This window comes from Rhizobium yanglingense, from assembly GCF_977109285.1.
On sequence record NZ_CDSAWY010000004.1, the window covers coordinates 493980 to 515217 of the forward strand.

Genomic DNA, 21238 nt, shown 5'->3' on the forward strand with positions numbered 1-21238 from the left:
TTGATGTAGACAAACGCTTTAGACATGAGGGGTAAGTTTTTCAATTCCGTCTCCACCATTGCGGTGTTGACTGTGGCGGCGTCTTGTCTTGCGCTTCCGGCAGCCGCTCATCCTGTGCAGCGCGCAGCGCCGGCCGCAGGCTCCGTCATCGACCGCAAGGTCGGCGAGGAAGTCCGCTTCGTCGACCTGTCGAACTGGCAGAATGTCGATCTGCGTCAGGATCTGTTGGGCGGCGACGTGCTGCGCACGAATGCCACCGGCCAGCTCGCAATCCTATTCGCGGACCGCACGCAGGTACGCCTCGGCCGGAATTCGTCGCTGCAGGTCAAACAGATGGCGCCGGCGGGCGATACGATCCTCAACCTCCAATCCGGTACGATGTGGGCCCGCGCCCAGCGCGGCGGCTCGGGCCTGACCGTTCAGACACCGGCCGCGGCAGCTGCCATCCGTGGCACCGACTGGACGCTGACGGTCAAGGGCGACCAGACCTCCCTGATCGTGCTGGAAGGCCGCGTGGAGCTGAAGAACGAGCACGGCAGCGTCGAGGTCGCGCAGGGTGAAGCAGCCGTCGCCACCATCGGCCAGGCGCCGCGCAAGCTCGTCATCGTTACGCCGGACGACCGCGAGCAGATGCTGTTCTACCTGACGCTGCGCGGCGGTTTCACCTTCATGCCCGCCTCGCCGCTTCCGGTTGAGAAGATGCGCAACGAACGCGACCGCATCGAAGCCAGGGCACCTGAGGCAAGAAGTGCGGAGGACTGGCTGACGCTAGCCGAGGTGCAACTGTCGCTCGACGGCCGGCAGAAAGCGCTGGAATTGCTGGCGAATGCGCGCACGCTCAAGCTTTCTGCCGCCCAGCGCGCCCGTGCCGACCTGATCGACGCCCTGATTGCCGGCGCCGAGAAGCGATACGACGAGGCAGCAAAATTGTTCTCGCGGGCCGAACGGGTGCTCGATCCGCAGCGCCGGAGCATCGCGGCCTATGGCAGCTATTATTCGCGTTCACTGCGCGATCCGAAGTCATGCCGAAAAGCCGCCGGCAAACGTCACGGGACCCTATGCTGCCGTGATGAAGGCCTACACGGCAGGGTTCCTTGAGGATATCCCAGCCGCGATAGCGACGATGAAGCAGGCGGAAGCGCGATATCCGAACGATTCCACCCTGCCCGCCTTGCGCGCGCAGCTCGCGATGCTGATCAACGACCGCATCCAGATGAAGGAGGCGATCGATCGATCGCTCTCGATCCACCCCACAGACCCCAATGCGTTGCAGGCCCGCGCCCGAATGCGCGCCGACTATGAAGGCAATCTCGACGGAGCGCTGGAGGACCTGAACTATGCGATCAAGGTCGCGCCGGGCTCGTCCACGGCCTGGAACGACCTCGGCCTGCTCCAAGATGCCCGCGGTGCGACGCGTGAAGCGGAAGCCGCACTCAAGAGGTCCATCGAACTCGATCCAGACGATCCGGTTGGCCATGCAAATCTCGCGATCCTCTATCTCGACCAGTCGCGCATGAAAGAAGCCAAGCGCGAGATCGATTTGGCGCTCGCCGCCGACCCGGCCTTCAACATCGCCATTTTGGCACGCGGCCGCTACTATCTGCAGATGGGCGAGAGGGAGAAGGCGGTCGATGACCTGCTCGCCTCCTCAACTGCCAACCCGGGCTATTCGCAGGCGCAGCTGATGCTCGCCGCCGGCCACTACGAGAATGGCAACCGCGAAGCCTCCAGCCAGGCGCTCGACAATGCCGATCGACTGGACAAGAACGATCCTTCTGTCGCGGCATTCCGCGCAGCCGTTGCAATTGACGACTATGACTCTGATGGCGCGATGAAGAGTGCCCGTGAATACCTCAAGCGATCGCGCGCGCAGGGCGGATATTACGCCTCGCTTGGAGCCAACCAAAACGGCGGCTCGACGCTCAATGCAGCTTTCCGCCTCCAAGGTTTGGACGCCTGGGGCCAATATTACGGGGATGCTGTCTTCGATCCGTTTTCGGGAAGTAGCTATTTCGACCAGACTTTTCGTGGAAGCGTGAACCCGCTCGCCAATTTATTTCTTTATGGCGGGAATGTGGTCACCAACACCGCAAACGCGTCATCCTATTCATCCTTCATTCAAGGGTTATTGTTCGATCCCCATATGCTTTCAGGTCGTTCGCGGTCGGCAAATCTCGCGCGCATGCCCTTCCTGGAAGGCTCGATTGGCGCCGGAACAACGCTGACGCAAGAAAATGCGGGATCCTTGGGTGAGGCTGAAATTCAGGGCTTTTCCAACGAACCCCGGCCCATCAGCTTTTTCGCAAATTTTCAATGGGAAAAGACCTCGGACACGACCCGCGAATACAATAACGGCACACTTGATTTAAACACCGATACCAAGCTGGTCGCCGGCAATGGCTACGTGACGGCCTCCATGACTCCGGACGATCGTTTCGTCGCTTTCGTCAATCATTCAGATTTCAAAATACGATCTCGACATTCCCTCCAGAGCATTTCTGCCGCTGGTGCCGGGCCTCTACTATGGGCTGGATAACAAATTTACCATTGCCGGAGTTGGCTTGAGCCACACGTTCGGATATCGAAACGTATTAAATTCGGCTTTCTTCTATTCATCGATTGATTCTTCGATGGATCAAAACATTCTCGTTCCGCCACTAATTCCCGGTCTGTTCTCAAGCCTGATACACACTAAGCAGGAAAATTACGTTGGCGCGATAAATCACACCTACGGAATGGATGACCTTACCTGGCGCTACGGTGTCGAAGGAGGATGGATCGACACAGAAACGACCACGGGTGTTTCATTGGTTGGCGTTCCTCTCGGTGAGGTCGAGGAACATACCGGTACACGCTATGGCAAGGTGTACATCGATCTCCTTCATGAGATAACGCCCGATTTGAATGCACAGTACGCGCTTTTCGGTACCTTTTACCAAGGCGACGAGGTAGACATTCAACGTCTCGAGCCCCGTATAGGAATCGCGTGGTCGCCGGCGGAAGGCCATTGGCTGCGAGCCGGTTATTTGCGACAAGGCACGAACGGCACCACGCCAACCCTTGCCCCGGTCGGCATCGTTGGCCTGCAGCCTAACACATTCGGCACCGATCTTTCAGGGTATGCGGATACGTTCACTGTTCGGTGGGATGCTGAATGGAATGACTGGTTGTTTACGGCTGTTGACTTCCAGCATCAGGAACTACGCGATCTCTCAATCGACAACATCATTGCGCTGGAGAGCTTTGACACTCGCAAAGCGCGCGCAGATCGTGCTTCGTTTACAGCAAACATTGCATTGGGATATGGGTTTGGCTTGGCCGCGACCTACGCTCTCAGCGATTCCGAAGATAACGACCCGTCAAGCGGCGGTTATGGCCAAGAATTGCCATTCCTTCCAAAGCACTCCGGACAAATTGCCCTCACGTGGGTGAACGAAGCCAATGTGAAAGCTACGCTTGCGGCCAACTATGTCGGTGAACGGCACGGCGATCAGTCCGATGAGATTGTTGACGATTACTGGACGCTCGATGCAAATCTTGTCTGGGAGCCACTTGATAAACGGTTCGCACTGGAAGCCGCAGCTTACAATCTGCTTGATGAGGACTTTGAGGTCGCCTCAGGGTTCAACGGCTGGGGCCGCGTGTTCAAAGGCACGCTTGAAATCCGCTTCTGATGATCGCGGTCGCGGATACCGGGCATAAAATGCGCCAGCCAGGCTGGCCGTTCAGCAGCCGGCCAGTGCGGCTGGCGGTACTGGTGCTTTTGACGCTGATTACCATTTCGCTGCTCTCGCGTCTGCCCGCCTGGTCGCTGCTGGAACTGCGGAGCTTCGACTATCTTTCGACCGTCGACGACCCGCTGCCGCCTGCCGATGCGCCGGTGATCGTGGCGATCGACGAGCCGTCGCTGGCGGAGATGAATGAGCAATGGCCCTGGCCGCGCAGCCTGCATGCCCGGCTGATCCGGCAGCTGCGCGCAGCGGGCGCCAAGGCGATCGGCCTCGATATCATCATGGCCGAACAGTCTTCGCGAGAGGACGATGCGGCAATAACGGCGGCGGTCGGGCCGGACATTGTGCTTGCCGGCGACGAGACGCTAATCCAAACGCCGCAGGCCGACCAATTGATCCGCGCCACGCCGATGCCGCAACTGACAGAAGCCGGCGCGAGAACCGGCATTGCCTCGATCGACCTCGGCGGCGACGGCGTCTTCCGCACCATCCCGTCCTATCAGGACGGCTTTGCCATAACGCTTGCGCAGGCAGCCGGGAAGGCACCGGGCCGCCTGCCCGCCAACGCACTGATTTAGTCTTTCGGACCATCACGCAGTTATCCGACGGTTTCCTATTATCAGGCGCTGGACCCAGAGAACTTTCTGCCGAAGGATTTCTTCAAGGACCGCGTGGTGTTCGTCGGACTTAGCCTGCAGAATGCGCCGGAAATCGAAAAAGGAGGTGCCGATGCTTTTGCGACGCCTTACACGGTCCATACGGGCAGACTGGTCGCCGGCGTCGAAATCCAGGCGACGATCTACGACAATATCGTGCACCGCTATTCGATCGAACTGGCGCGCCTTCCAGTGGTTGCCTTCGCCATCCTGATTGCCGCCATTCTCGCTGCTGCGACCGTCTGGAAATCCACGGGCTGGCGGACATTCACCGCCACAGTTGTCGTCATCGGCGTGGCGGCGGCGCTGAGCTATGCCGGCATCCGCTTCGGCAATCTGTTCGTCTCGCCGCTGGGGCCGGTCGTGGCTTATGTGTCCGTCGCCTTCGGCCAGGCGGCATTCGATTTTGCCGAAGAGCGGCGCAAGAAGAAGCAGGTCACCCTCGCCTTCTCGCAATACATATCGCCCGATCTCGTCAAACGGCTTTCCGAGGATCCATCACAGCTGAAGCTCGGCGGCGAGCGGCGGACGCTCTCTGTCCTGTTTTCGGACGTGCGGGGCTTCACGACGATTGCCGAAACGCTGAAGGACGATCCGGAGCAGCTCACCGGGCTCATCAACCGCCTGCTGACGCCGCTTTCCGATGTCGTGATGGATCACGCCGGGACGATCGACAAATATATGGGCGACTGCATCATGGCGTTCTGGAACGCGCCGCTCGACGATGCGGATCATGCTCTACATGCTGTTGCCGCCTCGCTCGCGATGCAGGAAGCGATCGCGAGCCTGAACAGGCAACTCGAGAAAGAGGCCAGGATAAACGGAACGCCGCTGCATGCGCTGAAAATGGGCGTCGGCATCAATACCGGCGAGTGCGTTGTGGGCAACATGGGCTCGAACAGGCGTTTCGACTATTCCTGTCTCGGGGATGCGGTCAATCTCGCCTCGCGCCTGGAGGGAGCCTCGAAGAATTATGGCGTCGCTCTGCTTCTCGGCGAACAGACTGCGAAGCTTGTGGCGGGCACCTATACGGTCGCCGAGCTCGACCGTGTCCTCGTCAAAGGCAAGACGCTCCCCACCCCGGTTTTCACGGTGCTGCATCACGCGGATGCCGCGGCGCTGGCGGCGCACCAGGCCTTCGTGGAAATGAAATATACCGGCAAGCTTTCGCCGGACGATCCCGTATTCCAGACGCTGTCGGAGATGATCCCCGAACTTGCGGCCTATTATGCCGATCGTTCGCAGCGATGTCTCGGGCACGGAAGGATAATCGTCCCGTTGCGCTTTCCCCGCTTGCGATTTTCCGTTTAAGATCGCCGGACTCGATAACAGCAAGAGCATCTCAATGTCCGCAACAAGCCCCGCCACCGTCATCCCACTTCCGCAGCCGGTTCTGCTTCCCATCGAAGGCAGCAGCGACGTCTTTCCGGTGCGCCGCGTCTATTGCGTCGGGCGCAACTACGCGGACCACGCGATCGAGATGGGGCACGACCCGAGCCGCGAGCCACCCTTCTTCTTCCAGAAGAACGCCGACAACCTGCTGCCTCCCGGCAAGCCGTTTCCCTATCCGTCTCTTTCGAATGACGTGCATTACGAGGCAGAATGCGTGATTGCGCTGAAATCGGGCGGCGAGAACATTCCCCTCGGCAACGCGCTTGACTGCATCTATGGCTACGCCGTCGGCATCGATTTCACGCGCCGCGATCTGCAGGCCGAGGCGAAGAAGCTCGGCCGTCCATGGGAAGTTGCGAAAGCGTTCGAATACTCGGCACCGGTTTCGGCAATCGTGCCCGCAAGCCGCCTCGGCCATCCGGACGCGGGCCGCATCTGGCTCGATCACAACGGCAAGCGCGTTCAAGATGGAGATCTGAAGCAGATGATCTGGAAGATGTCGGAAATCATCGCAGAGCTCTCCAAGCTCTTCGTCCTGGCGCCGGGTGATGTCATCATGACCGGCACGCCGGCCGGTGTCGGCGCCGTCAAGAAAGGCGATCGCGTCGAATGCGGCATCGACGGTATCGCGACGCTTTCCGTAACCGTCGTCTGAGGAGATTGCCATGCCCGTTTACGCGCTTGGAGGATTGTCGCCGAAACTGCCGCCGAGCGGGCTCTACTGGATTGCGCCGGACGCGCATGTAATCGGGCAGACGGAGCTTGGCGCAGGCGTCGGCATCTGGTTCGGCGCCGTGCTTCGCGGCGACAACGAGCCGGTCACCGTCGGCAACAACACCAATATCCAGGAAGGCGCGATGCTGCACACCGATCCGGGCTTTCCGGTGACGATCGGCGAAGGCTGCACCATCGGTCATCACGCGATCGTCCACGGCTGCACGATCGGCAACAATTCGCTGATCGGTATGGGCGCAACCGTCTTGAACGGCGCGAAGATCGGCAACAACTGCCTTGTCGGCGCCAATGCCCTGGTGACGGAAGGCAAGGAATTTCCGGACGCTTCACTGATCGTCGGTTCGCCTGCCCGCGCCATACGGACGCTCGATGAAAAGGCGATCGACGGGCTTAGGCGCTCGGCGGAAAAATATGTCGCCAACTGGCAGCGTTTCGCCCGCGACCTGAAGCGGATCGACTAACTCCCCGGAATTGCGCTAGGCGGCGCAGGTCTCGCAAAGACCGCGGATTTCGATCGTCGTCTTCTCCGCCTTGAACTTCTTGCCGCGCGTCCAGTCCATCAGCCGGTGATCGACCTCGTGATCGTGGAACTCCATGACATGGCCGCAGCTTTCGCAAATCGCGAAGGCAACGGTGCCGTGGCTGTGGCAATTCTCGTTCGGATGGGCGCACACGACGAAGGAATTGATACTCTCCAACCGATGCACGACGCCATATTCGAGCAGCTTCTCCAACGCACGGTAGACCTGCAGCGGCGCGCGGAACCCGTGGTCGCGCAGCTTGTCGAGGATCGTATAGGCACTGAGCGGGCCGTCGGCCTTTTCCAGCACGTCGAAGACCAGCGCCTGGTTCTTGGTCAGTTGCGGTGCGTTCATGAGCCTTGTCCTTGCGGTTCCTTGCGCCCCAGCCGCGGCAGCAGGCTGAGGATGAAGAGAATGAGTGCGGCAACCACGATCGAAGGGCCTGACGGCGTGTCGTAGGTGAGCGAGCCGAATAGGCCGCCGATGACGGCGGCAGCACCGATCAGCGATGCGAGAACGGCCATGACCTCCGGTGTCGACGAGAAGCGGCGGGCCGCGGCCGCCGGGATGATTAGCAGCGACGTGATCAGCATGATGCCGACGATCTTCATCGCGATGGCGATGACGACCGCCATCAGGAGCATGAAAAAGAGTTGCGCCCGCTCAGGCTGCAGCCCCTCGGCCTCAGCAAGCTCGGGGTTGACGGTCGATGCCAACAGCGGACGCCAGAGCCAGGCGATCGCGGCGACGACAAAGAGGCCGCCACCCCAGATCAATGCGATGTCGGTTTTCGAGACGGCGAGGATATCGCCGAAAAGGAAGGCGATGAGGTCGATGCGTACCCAGCTCATGAAGGCGACCATGACGAGCCCGATCGCCAGCGTCGCGTGCGACAAGATGCCGAGCAGCGCATCGGCCGACAGCGCCTGCCGCTTTTGCAGGAAGAGCAGCAGGATCGAAACCGTCGCCGCAACGGCGAAGACGGCAAGCGTCTGGTTGAATTCAAAGAGCAGCGACAGCGCGACACCGAGGAGCGCGGAATGGGCGATCGTATCGCCGAAATAGGCCATGCGTCGCCAGATGATGAAGCAGCCAAGCGGCCCGGTGGTGAGCGCCAGACCGACACCGGCAAGGATCGCGCGGACGAAGAAATCGTCAAGCATGGCGCTCTCCCGCATGATGGTCGTGGTCATGATCCGAGTGGTCGTGATCGTGGTGATGGCCGTCGTCCGGATGGCAATGATCCGTCACCGAACCATCCGAATGCAGCACCCGGCCGTCCGGCAGATGCGTGTGGTCGTGGTGGTGGCTGTAAACGGCGAGCGTCTTTGCCGCCCGGCTTCCGAAGAGGCGCACATATTCCGGGCTCTGGCTGACCGTCTCCGGCGTGCCACGGCAGCAGACATGGCCGTTGAGGCAGATCACCGTATCGGTCTCCGCCATGACGACATGGAGATCATGCGAGATCAAGAGAATGCCGCAGCCGGTAGAATTACGGATCTGCTTGATGAGATCGTAAAGCGCGATCTCGCCGGAGAAATCGACGCCCTGCACCGGTTCATCCAGCACGAGCAGATCGGGCTTGCGAGCAATGGCACGCGCCATCAGCGCCCGCTGGAACTCGCCGCCGGAGAGGGTGCCTGTACCTCGGCATTCAGCATATGAGCCATGCCGGCGGCCTCGAGCGCGGCCATTACCTCGCGTTCGGGAAGCGGGCCGGTCAACGTCATGAGGCGCCGGACGGTGAGCGGCAGCGTCCAGTCGATCGCAAGCTTTTGCGGCACGTAGCCGACCTTGAGGCCGCTCGCCCGCTCCACCCTGCCCTCATCGGGCTTCAAAACGCCGATCGCCGCCTTAGCGCTTGTCGATTTTCCGGAGCCGTTCGGACCGATCAGGGTCACGATCTCGCCGCGTGAAATCGAAAACTCCACGCCCCGGACGAGCCAGCGGCCATCCCGCCGGACGCCCACATTGTGGAGGGAAACCAGCGGCTTCGAGGCAGGGTTTGCGGGAGATAACATCATTTTTCCGACAGTGCTGTTGCGTCATGCTATCGCACACGTTATAGCATTACGCAATTGATGTAATAACATTACAATTGCTATTCAAGCGGAGCGTGAACATGAAACTGGCTATGGGCCTTTCCCTTGCGATTCCGGCGATCCTGCTGGCCGGGGCATCCGAGGCGGCGGATGCGCCGGTAGTCGTTACTTCGATCAAGCCGATCCATTCGCTGGTTTCGGCGATCATGCAGGGCGTCGGCACGCCGGAACTGATCGTCGATGGCGCCGCCTCCCCGCATACCTACAATCTCAAGCCGTCGGATGCGAGCGCACTGCAGAGCGCCAAGGTGATCTTCTGGCAGGTCCCGGCCTCGAAGCATTCCTCGAAAAGCCGCTGGAATCGCTAGGCTCCGGCGCCAGCATTGCCGAGCTGGAGCATGCGCCAGGCCTTGTGAAGCTGAAGTTTCGCGAAGGCGGCGCCTTCGAACCGCACGATGACGGCGACGAGGCGGAAGCCGGACATGAGCACGAAGAGGCCGGGCACGATCATGACGCGCATGCAGAAGGCGATCACGATCACGGCGAATTCGACACGCATCTCTGGCTCGACCCGATGAATGCCAAGGCCATGGCTGCGGAAATCACCACGACGCTGGTGGCCGCCGATCCCGCCAACGCGCTGACCTACCAGGCCAATGCCAAGGCGCTCGACGAAAAGATCGATGCGCTGGACAAGGAAATCACCGGCATCGTCGCACCGGTAAAGGACAAGCCTTTCATTGTCTTCCATGACGCCTACCAGTATTTCGAGCATCGCTATGCCGTCCGCGTCGCCGGCTCCATCACGGTGAGCCCGGAAAACATGCCCGGCGCCGAGCGCGTTTCGGAGATCCACAAGAAGGTTGCCGACCTCGGCGCCACCTGCGTCTTCGCCGAACCGCAGTTCGAGCCGCGCCTGGTCAATGTCGTCATCGAAGGCACCGATGCGAAAGCCGGCGTACTCGACCCGGAGGCGGCAACGCTGGAGGCCGGTCCCGATCTCTATTTCACACTGATGCGCGGCATCGCCAACAGCATGAAGGATTGCCTTTCGCGCGAAAGCTGAGCCGGAAAGGGAAATGGCGGAATCTCCCCACCCCTTCGCAAGCTGGGCACTGCGCGGAGTATGACGGCGATCGCAATCACGCCGTTTTGCTGTATCTGCGAGGAATGTGAACCGCTGCCGCCGATCGAGGGACTGAGCGCGCCCGCTGAGAATGAGGCTGCGTCCCGCGGTGGCTCGCCAAGGAAGCTTCTGCTATCTGCAGCCCGAAAGCGCGTCACCCGCCCGGCTCTAAATGTGCGGTATTCAAGCGACCTGGCATTCAACGGTGCTCAGATCGAGTAAAGCTCAATCGGCTCCTCAAAGCCCTTCAGGCGGTATGCCCGACCTTTGCTGTCGGCCGTTTGGCTCTGCGCCCGCTCGCAAACGGCCTTGGTAACGAGAATCTCGCCCTGCGCCAGCAACTGACTGCGCGCGAGCGGCAGTATTCACAACCGTTCCAATCGCAGTCAGGTCGCGGTGCGATCGGCCGAACTCTCCGAAGCTGGCCTCGCCGGTGTCGATGCCGATACCAATGCCGAGCTCACTTCCGTCCAGCCCGGCACCTTCAGCCATGTGACGTTCACGACGCAACTGGCAGCGGCGCTGAATCTCACGCGCAGCGAGCACAGCACGTTCGGCGTGGTCCTGGTGGTGGATCGGAAAGTTGAATATTGCCATGATGGCATCCCCGACCGTCTTGTTGAGAAGGCCGTCGTATTCCCAAATGGCTGCGGCACATTCATCGTAAAAATCATCGAGCAGCGACGAGACAGTATCTGCCGAAAGCGACTGCGAAAGCGCCGTATAGCCTCTCAGATCCGCAAAAAGCACAGATACATCAACAGTGATCTTGCGGGCTTTCATCACGCGTGTGAACATGAGTTCGCAAATCGTGCAGGTGTTCGGATTCATCCGGCTCGGGCGGATGCCGAAGGCGCGGAAGGGAATTGAGGCCGGTCCGCGCAGAGGCACCGGGAGGCGCATCTGCTGCCAGCAGCCCTTGCAAATCCTGGATTGAGAAAACGAACATCTTGCCGCCGCCCTGTTTGCGTGCCGTTTCGCGATTTTCGCACATCCGGGCCAGAAAATCCTCAAAAAAGCCTGCAGTTGCTTTGCAACCGGGACCGCGTCATCAAAAACGCCCATTCGACGATTTGCGACAATAAAAACTGGTGCGAAGGAAATCCAACGATGAAGCGACGATCGCAGACATGGCAGTGTCGGAATCTCGTTTAGCCACTCGTCCTCAAGACAGACGTGCTATGGAGAACAGCGATGACTATCACTATTACCGCCTTTGAACGGTCGCCCGATGGCGGCAAGGGCCTGGCGCGGGACATGCGCGTTCGCTGGGCGTTCGAAGAGGTTGGCCCAGCCTTACGACGTTCGCCTTCTTTCGTTTAAAGCGATGAAGGAACCCGCGCATCTCGCGCTTCATCCTTTCGGGCAGATTCCGACCTATGAAGAAGGCGATCTCGCCCTGTTCGAGTTAGGGAGCAATCGTGTTCCATATCGCGGAGCGCCATCCCGGCCTGCTGCCGGACGATGCCAGTGCCCGGGCGCGCGCGATCACATGGATGTTTGCCGCGCTCAGCACGGTGGAGCCGCCGATCGTTGATCGCGAAGTCGCATGGTACATGGAAGGCGACAAGCCCTGGTATGAACAGCGCCTGCCTCTCGTCCAGGACCGCATCCGGGCGCGGCTGGGCGAACTTTCCGCTCGGCTTGGCGATGCGGACTGGCTCGATGGTGCGTTCAGTGCCGGAGACCTCATGATGGTGCACGGTGCTGCTCAGATTGAAAGGATCGGGTATACTGGACGAGTATCCGAACCTCTCCGCCTATGTTGCCCGTGGCGAAGCGCGGCCGGCATACAAGCGTGCTTTCGACGCTCAGTTATCGGTTTTCAACGCCGCATCGACCGGCTGACAAATCCGCTCTGGCCGGGTCGAAGCGGTCATGTGAGTTTTTCCTCAACTGTGGATCCTGATCCCAGGAATCGCGCGACGGATCGGTGTCGTGATTGGGCAGTGAGCGGACTTCAGATGATGCCGTGCTTCCTTAAAAGCGCCTGCTCGTCGCCTGACACCCAGCCGAAATACTTTCGGCTCCCCGTCCAGCTCTTGGACGAAGATAGTGAACATCAAAATCTATCGCCACGTCCGGTTGATCCTTGCCGGACATAGGTTGCTCTCCAAGCGACATGGGCCACGCAATGATGTTCATCTATGGGCGGACAGGCCGGACATTGCGTATCCGCATCTCCTTCGTCCCTATCGCCCGATAGCGCGCATAACCTTGCGCCATGACTTGCTTGAGTTGATCATCGTTCTTTCCAGTCATCACCCCAGCAGGCGAGGCAGCTAGGAAGTCGGAAGCATACAGCGATGCGACCTCATCCATTTCAATGTCGCCGCGGAGGGACTGCTTGAAACAGCGTTCGTATCGCTCGAAAAGCTTCCTTACGCTGGCCTCCATGGTTTCCTCTTCGACTGCAGTTAGTTCTGTAGTGTCGTGAGCCGAAAAAACCCTGTCGCGAAGTTCCCGATTAAAGCACCAGATTTGCAACTGATTCTTACACCGTCGCAAAATTGGATTTTTGCCAGCAACAGCATTCACCAAGGCTTCGTGAGAATATCTTCAATAAGTCGAGCCGCCCGGAGCGTCTTGCTGCGAGCGACTTTAGAGCCCAAAGGTGGCTTTTTAAAACGCCCGATCAACGGGCAGCGATGATGCTCGAGACAATCCCGCTCGTGACGCCGACCAGCAGGAAGTCGTTGTCGACCCTGACCCAGCGGTAGCCGCGCGGCGGCGCCGACAGGCGGTAGCGGCGGTAGTCGCGGACTTCGGCCATGTGGCGGCGTTCGGCAGCAGTCATGCGATGACCTTTCGTCCAGCGGTATTTGTGGACCGCGACCTTCTTTTCGACAATGATCGGACGGCGGTGCTCGGCAGCACTTGCCTCTGATGCGAAAGCAATCGGCGTAATCAGGAAGGAAGCAGAAAGCAGGGTTGTAAGTATCTCTTCTCATCGGGGGATCCTCGTGTTGAACACCCCCGAAACTACGTCCACGGAAGGTGAACCGAATCTGAAAACTAAATTAAACTTTTGTAATGGAAACTGACGCTTATAAGCATTACCTTATACTTTAGTTTCGCCTTTTAAAGCGGCCGCATTCAAATCCGGCTGAAGATCAAAGCCATGTTGACGACGTCGAGGTAGCGGCCGTCGATATGAACGGCGTCCTTGCTCACGCCCTCGCTGACGAAGCCGGCCTTCTCGTAAAGGCGGATTGCGCGGGCGTTGTCGGCATGGACGCTGAGTTCGACCCGTATAATGTCGTATTCCCTTGCCTGCTTCAGCGTCGTCTCCATGAGACGCAAGCCGAGACCCTGTCCGCGGTGGGCAGGGACGATGCCCATTCCGAGCGTTCCTCGGTGCGCATGTGCCGGGCGGGAATGCCGGTGGATATCGCACCAGCCGATCACCCCGCCGTCCTTTACTGCGACAAATTGCGGATGCCTGTTCTCGATCATGTCGAGAACGAATTTCCGTGTGTCTTCGAGCGGCGGGGCCTCAAGGAAGGTGAGATACCTGCGTTCACGCGCAACAACGTCGAGAGCCTGGTGATAGCTCTCGATGTGCCGGACGGCGATCGGTTCGATGACAATATCCGGCGCCATTTTCAAAGCTCTTCGTAGTTGAACCAGTCGAAATCCGCTGTCTTGGCACGCCCGGATGTGTCGAAGGCGAAGACGCCGGCGAAGGCACCGGTGAAGGAGCCGTGCTCGCCGCGGCCACCCTCGTCGGAGACGACGCCGGCATCGAGAACCGGGCCGATCGGCTGCCAGGCGCCCTTTCCTTCCGTCTGCCAGAAGAACTGCAGGTCGTTGTCGCGGATTTCCATGGAAAGCTGGACGCGGCCTTCCGCCGGAAGGGCGACACCGCTGCCAGCCGGGAAGCTGAGACGGCCGTTCGGATAATCCCCATTGCAGGAAAGGATGGTGACGCAGCGGCCGAGCTTTTCGTGTAGAGTCACGGCTACGGCGTGCAACTTGTGGCGATTGTAGTAATGCGTCAGGCCGGCGACCTGCTGGTAGGTGTCCGGGTCGAACTCTACGACAGTCTCGGCGCGGAAACTGTGATGCTCCTGGCGGCGGGCGACGAGCGCCTGCTCGAACCACGAGCCGATGCTTTCGCGGGCGATGAGGCGCAGATGGCCGGGGCGTCCGGTCAGATCGAAGATGCGCTCCGGCTGCGGCGTGCGCAGCCACTGGAAATCCGCAGGCAACTTGCCGCCATCGAAACTATATTCGGTGCGAACCGGTTTTTCGGCGCGAACCGCGCCCTTGAGGCCCGGAACTTCGACATCCGGCACCGCCGTGCCGTTTTCGAGGTAGAGCCATCCGTCCGCCTTCCAGACGCATTTCTGCAGGCTGGTTTCGCGGCCAAGCGTGCAGCGGCGCTTCGGCGGCAGCGGCCGCCCGCAGAGATGGGTGTGATAGACTTGTCCGTCGGGCGTCTCGACATACTGCCCATGCCCTGCCCGCTGCAGAACGGCTTCCGGATTGTCCTTGGAGGTGATGAGATGGATATTCGGATGCATCTCGTAGGAACCGTCGATGTTGCGCGAACGCGCCATGGTGACCGCGTGATCATAGCCCGTGCCGCCTTCGGCGGTCGTTAGATAATAGTAGCCGTTGCGCTTGAAGAGATGCGGGCCTTCGACAAGGCCGAGCGGGCTGCCGGCGAAGATGTTCCTGATCGGACCTTTCAGCGCCTTCGTGACCGGATCCCATTCCTGCAACAGGATGCCATCGAAGGCCGGATGCTTGGGCGCGCCGCCATAGCTTTCCGTCCGGTGGTTCCACTGCATGTTGACGAACCACTTGCGGCCGTCGTCGTCATGGAAGAGCGACGGGTCGAAACCCGAGGAGTTGACGTATACCGGATTAGACCAGTCGCCCTCGATGGTCGGCGAGGTGACGATGTAGTTGTGTGCGTCCTTGAAGTTGCCGTCGAAGCGCTTGACGTCGGTATAGACCAGCCAGAACTGCCCATCGGCATAGGAAAGACACGGCGCCCATACGCCGCAGCTATCGGGATTGCCGCGCATGTCGAGCTGCGATTGGCGCTCCAGCGGACGGCGCACCAGTGTCCAGTTCACCAGATCGCGCGAATGGTGGATCTGCACACCCGGATACCATTCGAAGGTCGAGGTTGCGATGTAATAGTCGTCGCCGACGCGGCAGATAGAGGGATCGGGATTGAAACCAGGCAGAACGGGGTTGCGGATCATGACGGCTGCTCCTCCGGATAGCCGCAGACTGCGGCACGTACATCAGACTGAATGAGAAACGCCCGGCAGTTTCCTGCCGGGCGTTGCTTGCGCTTATTCTCGCTCTGCGGATTTCGCCCAGAGATTGACGTCGGCCTCGCGGGCGTAGACATCGATCTCCTTCAGCTCTTCCACCGTGAACTCAAGATTGTCGAGCGCCTTGACGCAATCGACGATCTGCGAGGAACGGCTAGCGCCGATCAGCGCCGACGTCACCCGGCCGCCGCGCAATACCCAGGCAATCGCCATCTGCGCCAGCGTCTGGCCGCGGCGTTCGGCAATGCGATCCAGCTTGCGGATGTTGTCGATGATTGACGGGCGGATGAAATCACGCTTCAGGAAGTGGTTCTGAGCCGCACGGCTGTCTTCCGGGATGCCGGCGAGATATTTGGTCGTGAGCATGCCCTGCGCCAGCGGTGAAAAGACGATCGAACCCATGCCGACCTCGTCCAGCGTATCGAGCAGCTTGTCGTCCTCAACCCAGCGGTTGAGCATGGAATAGCTCGGCTGGTGGATGAGGCACGGCGTGCCGAGATCCTTGAGGATCGCGGCTGCTTCCCGCGTGCGCTGCGAATTATAAGAGGAAATGCCGACATAGAGCGCGCGGCCGGAGCGGACGATATAGTCGAGCGCGCCGCAGGTCTCTTCGAGAGGCGTATCCGGATCGAAACGGTGCGAATAGAAGACATCGACGTAGTTGAGGCCCATGCGCTTCAGGCTCTGGTCGCAGGAAGCGATCAGATATTCGCGGCTGCCCCACTCGCCATAGGGACCCGGCCACATTTCGTAGCCGGCCTTCGACGAGATGATGAGTTCATCGCGCAGGCCCGCGAATTCGGTGCGAAGGATTTCGCCGAAGGCGGTTTCGGCCGAACCTGGAGGCGGGCCGTAATTGTTGGCAAGGTCGAAATGGGTGATGCCGAGATCGAAGGCTGTGCGGCACATGTCGATCTTGCGCTCATGCGGCGTGTCGCCGCCGAAATTGTGCCAGAGACCGAGGGAAACGGCAGGAAGCTTCAGGCCGGAGCGGCCCGTGCGGTTATACTTCATCTTCGAATAGCGGTCGGAAGCCGGTTGCCAGCTCATGGTCCTGATCCTTTGGGAAAGTGCGCGCGGGCCGGAAAAGCCCGCGCGAAAATAGCCCTTTGGAGGCCTACTTCAAGAGCGCCTGTGCCTCTTCGATGCCAAGCGCGGCGGGCTGCGTGCAGGTCGTCGTGAGTTCCACGAACCTGCCCTCCTCGCCCGATTTCAGGATCGAGGTCATGACGTCGACGCCATGCAGCGTGCGCTCCAGCGAGCAGCGTGCATCGCGGCCGTCGATCAGCGCCGCGACCATGTCAGCAAGACCTGCGGTGCGGTAGTTGGCGCGCGGGCCTTGCGGGCTTTCCTGGTTGAACCTGCCGAAGGGATGCTCCCAGGCTTCAAGCGGCTTGATGTCCTTGTCGCGGCCGCTGGCCTCGACGACGCCGCCGAAGAAGTTCGGGTCGGGAACGAAAAGGGTGCCATCGGTGCCGTAGAGCTCCATATTGGCATGGCGATGCGACCAGACATCCCAGCTCGCCGTCAGCGTCACCGTCGCACCGCTGACGAATTCCAGCAGTGCCTGGACCGTCGTCGGCGTCTTGACCGGAATCGTCTCACCGTGGCGTGGCTGACTGGTGATTGTGCGTATCTCCGACGCCATCGAGGTGATCGCGCCGACGCGCTTCACCGGGCCGATGAAATTGATGAGGTTGGCGATGTAATACGGACCCATGTCGAGGATGGGACCACCGCCCGGCAGGAAGAAGAAGTCCGGGTTCGGATGCCACATCTCCATGCCCGGCCCCATAACATAGCAGGCGCCGGAGGTGATGCGCCCGATGCCGCCCTCGTCGATATATTTGCGGGCAAGCTGGTGCGCACCGCCGAGGAAGGTGTCCGGCGCGCAGCCGACGGAGAGCTTCTTTTCCTTGGCGATGCGGCGCAGATCCTCACCCTGTTCCAGCGTCAGCACGAGCGGCTTTTCAGAGAAGACGTGCTTGCCGGCCTCAAGCGCCGCCTTTGAGACCGGATAATGCGCATCGGGGATCGTGAGGTTGACGACGACGTCGATCTCGTCATTGGCAAGAAGCTGCTCGATGGTCTGAGCGGTGACGCCGTATTCCTCGGCGCGAAGTTCGGCTGCCTGCACATTGATGTCCGCGCAGGCCAGAATTTTCAGCCCCTTGAAGAGGGGCGCGAGCGAAAGGTAAGTGGTGGATATGTTGCCACATCCGATGATGCCGACGCCAAGTTCCTTGGTCATGGTTTGCCCTCAGTAGGTCTTGAAGGATGCGATCGAGCGGGTGATCAGGCGATCGATGTCGCTCGGATTGTCGTGCTCGACGACGTAGTGCTTCACCCTGGTGCCCTTGAGCGCAGCGATCAGCTTCGGCCAGGCAAGTGTGCCGTGACCGATATCGGCCCAGCCGTCCTCGTCCTTGTTCTCGCCGACCGGCGCGATGTCCTTGACGTGTACGGCAGTGATGCGTGAGCCGAGCTTCTCGATCCAGGCGAACGGATCCGCCCCGCCGCGGACGACCCAGGCGATATCGGCTTCCCACGAAATGTCGGGGGCGCCTTCGAAGATGCGCTCGATTGGCAGCGAGCCGTCGGCAAGCTCCACGAATTCGAAGTCGTGATTGTGCCAGCCGAATTCGTAGCCGGCGTCCTTATAGGGCTTGGCCATTTCCTGCAGGCGCTTGCCAAACGCAAGCCAGCCGGGCCCGTCCGCCGGACGCTGGTCTGCGGCAAGATGCGGCGCGTAGATCGAATCCATGCCGAGCGTCTTTGCGATGTTCAGCGATTTCTTGACTTCGCCGTCGAGGAAATCCGGGCTGAAATGGCCGGTTGCCATCGTGAGACCATTCTTGTCGAGATCGGCGCGCAGGCCCTTCAAATCAGCGTCGCCGAGATCGGCATAGATGCCGCCGAAGCCTTCGACCTCCGAATAACCGGCCTTGCCGAGCTTTTCGAAGATTGCCGAATAGGGCTGGAAATTGCGGGCGCTATAAAGCTGGAAACTCAGTTTCGTCATCATTTTCTCCTCGGGCCTCGTGCCCTTTCTCAAAATCAATCTGCCGACTGGCAGGAATGCAGGTCGTAGAAACGGAAGTCCGGAAGCTCGCCGTCTTGGAGCGGCGTTGCCGGGGTAAAGAGGATGCGGCGGGTCTCGCCAGCTGCCAGATCGAAGGCATTGTCGGAATATTTGCCGTCGGTCTCGGTCTCAATCATCACGAACAGCGCCAGTCCCTTGGCGGTGACATTGAGGCAGACCGAGCCGTCTTCCTCGACATATTCGCGGGTTACCTGGAGACCGGCAGGCTCCAATTCGAGTGCCTTGTAGGTGCCGTGGACGTAGTGCCCCTCACCGCCCATGCCGTTCGACGCCGTGAAGCGCCAGCCAAGCAGCGTGCCCTCGGGGATATCCGAGACATTGATCGCCGTTGCCGTCACGGCAGCATCCGGCGTGCAGACGGCTTGGATATCCTTCAGGTGCCTGCGCTCGCCCTTCATCGTCAGAATGGAAATCGATAGATCGGCGCTGACCTCCGAAAGCGTGTCGTTGACCAGCGAGAATCGGATCGTTTTGCCGTCCTCCGATGGAATGGCGGCCACGGCGACCGGCTGGAAGAATCGCTTGACGAGATAGTGCATCGCCTTCCAGCGCCCGCCGTAGTCGAGGCTCGACCAGGACGCGACCGGCCAGGTGTCGTTGAGCTGCCAGTAGATCGTGCCCATGCAATGGGGTTTGAGCGACCGCCAATATTCCACCGCCGTCTTGATCGCCAGCCCCTGCTGGATCTGGCTGAGATAGACGAAGTTCGGAAAGTCCTTGGGGAAGCGGAAATAGCGGAATATCGTGCCCGCGATCCGCTCATTGCCGCCGGCATTCTTCTGATGCAACTCCATCACCGGCGACGCGACGTTCATGTCCCTCCTATCGGCATAAGTCTTGATGACCGGCAGCGAGGTATAGGACTGGAAACCGAATTCGGAGCAGAAACGCGGCCGTACCGAGCGGTAATTGTCGAACGACTTGTTTTCGTGCCAGACCGACCAGTAATGCATGTCGCCGGAGCCATCGGCATGCCAGGCGTCGCCGAAATCCAGATAGCCGGAGGCCGGGCTCGACGGCCACCAGATCGCACCTGGCGCCGCCTTCTTCATCGCCTGCTCGATCGTGCGGTTCAGCCGATCATAGGAGACGAGATAGCGGTCGCGGTCCCTCTTCGGCTCGTCGAACCAGGTGAGCGCACCGACCAGTTCGTTATCGCCGCACCAGAGTACGATCGAGGGATGCGAGGCGAGACGTTTGACCTGATAATCGACTTCGAGCGCGACATTGTCGAGGAAGTCTTCAGTCGAGGGATAGAGGTTGCAGGCAAACATGAAATCCTGCCAGACCATGAGGCCGAGCCGGTCGCACAGGTCATAGAACCAGTCATGCTCGTAAAAGCCGCCACCCCAGACGCGGATCATGTTCATGTTCGCAGCTTTTGCCGACTGCAGCAGGTCCTGCGTCTTCTCCGCCGACGACCGCGAAAACAGCGCATCCGCCGGAATCCAGTTCGCACCTCGGCAGAAGATCTCGCGGCCGTTGACCTTGAAGGCGAAGCGGCTGCCGGCCGCATCCGGCGTAGTGATGAGTTCGACGGTGCGAAGGCCGATCTGCTTCGTCACCACGTCTGACGGCAGATCGACGGTCAGCGCATAAAGCGCCTGCTCGCCACTGCCGGAAGGCCACCAGAGGCGCGGTTTCTCGACATAGAAGATATGATTGACCACCGTCTCGCCGGCATTGACACCGACATCGAGTCGGACACGTTCGCCGTCGAGCGCAAAATGCAACGGCACGATGCCGGGGTCCTTCGCGAACAGCGTTGCCGCGACCTGCAGTTCGACGCTGCCGTCGAGGCTATGCGTCTGGCGCGTCGTCACGTGCTCGATGCGCGCCGTCTCGAGCTTCTTCAGTGCGATCGTGCCATAAAGCCCGAGCGGCGCGATCGCGATGTTCCAGTCCCAGCCGAAATGGCATTGCGGCTTGCGCAGCATATTGCCGTTGGCGATCGGCGAGTTGCCCGGGTGATAGGGTACGTAGAAAGGCTGCCTGCCCTGCCGCTCTGCGCCGGCGGCAATGCTCGAATGCAGCACGACGCGGATCGTGTTTTCGCCTGCCTTCAACATGCTCGAAACATCCGGCCGGTAGCGGCGAAAGCAATTGTCGGCCGCGAGCGCGACGAAGCCGTTGATAAAGACCGAGGCAGCGGTGTCGAGGTAATCGATGTCGAGATACCAGTCGCCTTCGGCATCATCGAGCTGGAAGCTTCGCTCGAGCACCCAATCCCGATGCGCGACCCACTGCACCTGCTCTTCGTTGCGGCCGAAATAGGGATCCGGAATGAGTTCTGCCGCGTGAAGCGCCGTATGGACGTCGCCCGGAAGCGTGATCGATGTGGTGACTTCGCCTTCAGCGGAGGCGAGCTGCCAGGAACCGGAAAGATCGATGGACGAAGTATTGGACGTGGTCATTATCTGATCTCGAACATTGGAACGAGGGATGTCCTCGCTCGCACAGGAGCACGTGTCTGCCCCTCACCCTAGCCCTCTTCCCGCCTGCGGGGAGAGGGAACTTGCCCGAACGCAACATTGCGATCGGGGAAGGCGTTGCGGCATATCTGCTTCTCCCAGTCTGCGGGAAGAAGGTGCCAGGCAGGCGAATGAGGGGCTGGTTACCGCCCTCGCCCACCGCACAC

At 60.3% G+C, this 21238-nt stretch carries 11 protein-coding genes and 7 pseudogenes; 6 read left to right on the forward strand and 12 right to left on the reverse strand.

The genetic code is table 11. The features are described from left to right. Positions 1 to 24: 24 nt before the first annotated feature. From ACW4PC_RS07455 to ACW4PC_RS07470, 4 genes and pseudogenes are all read left to right on the forward strand, one after another. Positions 25 to 3674: pseudogene (locus ACW4PC_RS07455) on the forward strand (FecR domain-containing protein). A 29-nt stretch (positions 3675 to 3703) separates the two neighbouring features. Further along, a pseudogene (locus tag ACW4PC_RS07460) lies at positions 3704 to 5698 on the forward strand (CHASE2 domain-containing protein). A gap of 34 nt (positions 5699 to 5732) precedes the next feature. Next, a complete protein-coding gene (locus tag ACW4PC_RS07465) occupies positions 5733 to 6434 on the forward strand; it encodes a fumarylacetoacetate hydrolase family protein (protein ID WP_455873342.1) in 702 nt (233 codons plus the stop codon). Positions 6435 to 6444: 10 nt separating this feature from the next. Further along, the gene (locus ACW4PC_RS07470; RefSeq protein WP_455873343.1) at positions 6445 to 6975 is read left to right on the forward strand and encodes a gamma carbonic anhydrase family protein; all 531 of its coding nucleotides are present in this window, start codon (positions 6445 to 6447) and stop codon (positions 6973 to 6975) included. 15 nt (positions 6976 to 6990) lie between these two features. Here ACW4PC_RS07470 and ACW4PC_RS07475 read toward each other — a convergent pair whose 3' ends face one another. The 3 genes and pseudogenes from ACW4PC_RS07475 to ACW4PC_RS07485 form a co-directional block, all read right to left on the reverse strand. Continuing rightward, the gene (locus tag ACW4PC_RS07475) at positions 6991 to 7389 is read right to left on the reverse strand and encodes a Fur family transcriptional regulator (protein ID WP_074068577.1); all 399 of its coding nucleotides are present in this window, start codon (positions 7387 to 7389) and stop codon (positions 6991 to 6993) included. After that, positions 7386 to 8198 carry a zinc ABC transporter permease subunit ZnuB gene (znuB, locus tag ACW4PC_RS07480; protein ID WP_455873630.1) on the reverse strand — a complete coding sequence of 271 codons (813 nt, stop codon included), beginning with the start codon at positions 8196 to 8198 and terminating at the stop codon, positions 7386 to 7388. The genes ACW4PC_RS07475 and znuB overlap by 4 nt, the downstream gene beginning before the upstream one ends. Next, positions 8191 to 9056 (reverse strand): annotated as a pseudogene (locus ACW4PC_RS07485) (ATP-binding cassette domain-containing protein). The gene znuB and the pseudogene ACW4PC_RS07485 overlap by 8 nt, the downstream one beginning before the upstream one ends. A 101-nt stretch (positions 9057 to 9157) precedes the next feature. On the opposite strand from ACW4PC_RS07485, the pseudogene ACW4PC_RS07490 reads away from it, so the two are divergent. Further along, positions 9158 to 10143: pseudogene (locus ACW4PC_RS07490) on the forward strand (zinc ABC transporter substrate-binding protein). Positions 10144 to 10412: 269 nt separating this feature from the next. Here ACW4PC_RS07490 and ACW4PC_RS07495 read toward each other — a convergent pair. After that, positions 10413 to 11106, reverse strand: a pseudogene (locus ACW4PC_RS07495) (adenylate/guanylate cyclase domain-containing protein). A 291-nt stretch (positions 11107 to 11397) separates the two neighbouring features. Between ACW4PC_RS07495 and ACW4PC_RS07500 the strand changes: the two are divergent. Continuing rightward, positions 11398 to 12051: pseudogene (locus ACW4PC_RS07500) on the forward strand (glutathione S-transferase family protein). A 112-nt stretch (positions 12052 to 12163) separates the two neighbouring features. On the opposite strand, the pseudogene ACW4PC_RS07505 reads toward ACW4PC_RS07500, so the two are convergent. The 8 genes and pseudogenes from ACW4PC_RS07505 to ACW4PC_RS07540 form a co-directional block, all read right to left on the reverse strand. Then, positions 12164 to 12600: pseudogene (locus ACW4PC_RS07505) on the reverse strand (nuclear transport factor 2 family protein). A gap of 238 nt (positions 12601 to 12838) precedes the next feature. Next, entirely contained in the window at positions 12839 to 13114 is a 276-nt protein-coding gene (locus ACW4PC_RS07510; protein ID WP_455873631.1) for an RcnB family protein, read from the reverse strand. Between the two features lie 185 nt (positions 13115 to 13299). Beyond that, positions 13300 to 13806 (reverse strand): N-acetyltransferase family protein, encoded by a 507-nt coding sequence (locus ACW4PC_RS07515; protein WP_455873344.1) that lies wholly within the window; start codon positions 13804 to 13806, stop codon positions 13300 to 13302. A 2-nt stretch (positions 13807 to 13808) separates the two neighbouring features. Further along, positions 13809 to 15422 carry a glycoside hydrolase family 43 protein gene (locus tag ACW4PC_RS07520; protein ID WP_455873345.1) on the reverse strand — a complete coding sequence of 538 codons (1614 nt, stop codon included), beginning with the start codon at positions 15420 to 15422 and terminating at the stop codon, positions 13809 to 13811. A gap of 93 nt (positions 15423 to 15515) precedes the next feature. Further along, positions 15516 to 16547: an L-glyceraldehyde 3-phosphate reductase gene (gene mgrA / locus ACW4PC_RS07525; protein ID WP_455873346.1), complete on the reverse strand. Its 1032-nt coding sequence runs from the start codon at positions 16545 to 16547 to the stop codon at positions 15516 to 15518. Between the two features lie 67 nt (positions 16548 to 16614). Then, the gene (locus ACW4PC_RS07530; RefSeq protein WP_455873347.1) at positions 16615 to 17748 is read right to left on the reverse strand and encodes a Gfo/Idh/MocA family protein; all 1134 of its coding nucleotides are present in this window, start codon (positions 17746 to 17748) and stop codon (positions 16615 to 16617) included. Positions 17749 to 17757: 9 nt separating this feature from the next. Then, positions 17758 to 18519 carry a sugar phosphate isomerase/epimerase family protein gene (locus ACW4PC_RS07535; RefSeq protein WP_455873632.1) on the reverse strand — a complete coding sequence of 254 codons (762 nt, stop codon included), beginning with the start codon at positions 18517 to 18519 and terminating at the stop codon, positions 17758 to 17760. A gap of 35 nt (positions 18520 to 18554) precedes the next feature. Further along, the gene (locus tag ACW4PC_RS07540) at positions 18555 to 21014 is read right to left on the reverse strand and encodes a beta-mannosidase (RefSeq protein ID WP_455873348.1); all 2460 of its coding nucleotides are present in this window, start codon (positions 21012 to 21014) and stop codon (positions 18555 to 18557) included. Positions 21015 to 21238: the final 224 nt, after the last annotated feature.

Bases quoted from the DNA above. Each gene is read 5' to 3' on its own strand.
- ACW4PC_RS07465 (WP_455873342.1), top strand. From the start codon at position 5,733: ATGTCCGCAACAAGCCCCGCCACCGTCATCCCACTTCCGCAGCCGGTT.
- ACW4PC_RS07470 (WP_455873343.1), top strand. From the start codon at position 6,445: ATGCCCGTTTACGCGCTTGGAGGATTGTCGCCGAAACTGCCGCCGAGC.
- ACW4PC_RS07475 (WP_074068577.1), bottom strand. From the start codon at position 7,389: ATGAACGCACCGCAACTGACCAAGAACCAGGCGCTGGTCTTCGACGTG.
- znuB (WP_455873630.1), bottom strand. From the start codon at position 8,198: ATGCTTGACGATTTCTTCGTCCGCGCGATCCTTGCCGGTGTCGGTCTG.
- ACW4PC_RS07515 (WP_455873344.1), bottom strand. From the start codon at position 13,806: ATGGCGCCGGATATTGTCATCGAACCGATCGCCGTCCGGCACATCGAG.
- ACW4PC_RS07520 (WP_455873345.1), bottom strand. From the start codon at position 15,422: ATGATCCGCAACCCCGTTCTGCCTGGTTTCAATCCCGATCCCTCTATC.
- mgrA (WP_455873346.1), bottom strand. From the start codon at position 16,547: ATGAGCTGGCAACCGGCTTCCGACCGCTATTCGAAGATGAAGTATAAC.
- ACW4PC_RS07530 (WP_455873347.1), bottom strand. From the start codon at position 17,748: ATGACCAAGGAACTTGGCGTCGGCATCATCGGATGTGGCAACATATCC.
- ACW4PC_RS07535 (WP_455873632.1), bottom strand. From the start codon at position 18,519: ATGACGAAACTGAGTTTCCAGCTTTATAGCGCCCGCAATTTCCAGCCC.
- ACW4PC_RS07540 (WP_455873348.1), bottom strand. From the start codon at position 21,014: ATGACCACGTCCAATACTTCGTCCATCGATCTTTCCGGTTCCTGGCAG.